1 pseudogene is annotated in these 276 nt (G+C 82.2%); it reads right to left on the bottom strand.

Features of this window, described 5'->3' with window-relative positions:
• Positions 1 to 276: pseudogene (locus ACFRMQ_RS31150) on the bottom strand (ABC transporter permease); the annotation flags it as partial.

Below are 276 nucleotides of genomic sequence, written 5' to 3' on the forward strand. Positions count from 1 at the left end.
GCGAGCAGCCTCGGCGCGCCCGTCCGCCGGGGCCCGCCCACGCCCTCGGTCAGCGCGAGCGCCGGGGCCGGCCGGGTGATCCGGTGGGCCGCGACGGCGGCGGCCGCCAGACCGACCAGCAGCGCCACCGCGAGCGCGACCAGCGTCGGCACCGGGGCGCCGGGTATGTGCAGCCCGGGTGCGGCCATCCCGCGCCGCTGGAGCGCGGCGAGGAAGGCACGCGCGGCGAGCAGGCCCACCAGTGCGCCGGGCGCGGCCACCAGCAGGGTGGTCGCC

The sequence above is a fragment of the Kitasatospora sp. NPDC056783 genome, assembly GCF_042789895.1.
Lineage (GTDB): Bacteria > Actinomycetota > Actinomycetes > Streptomycetales > Streptomycetaceae > Kitasatospora.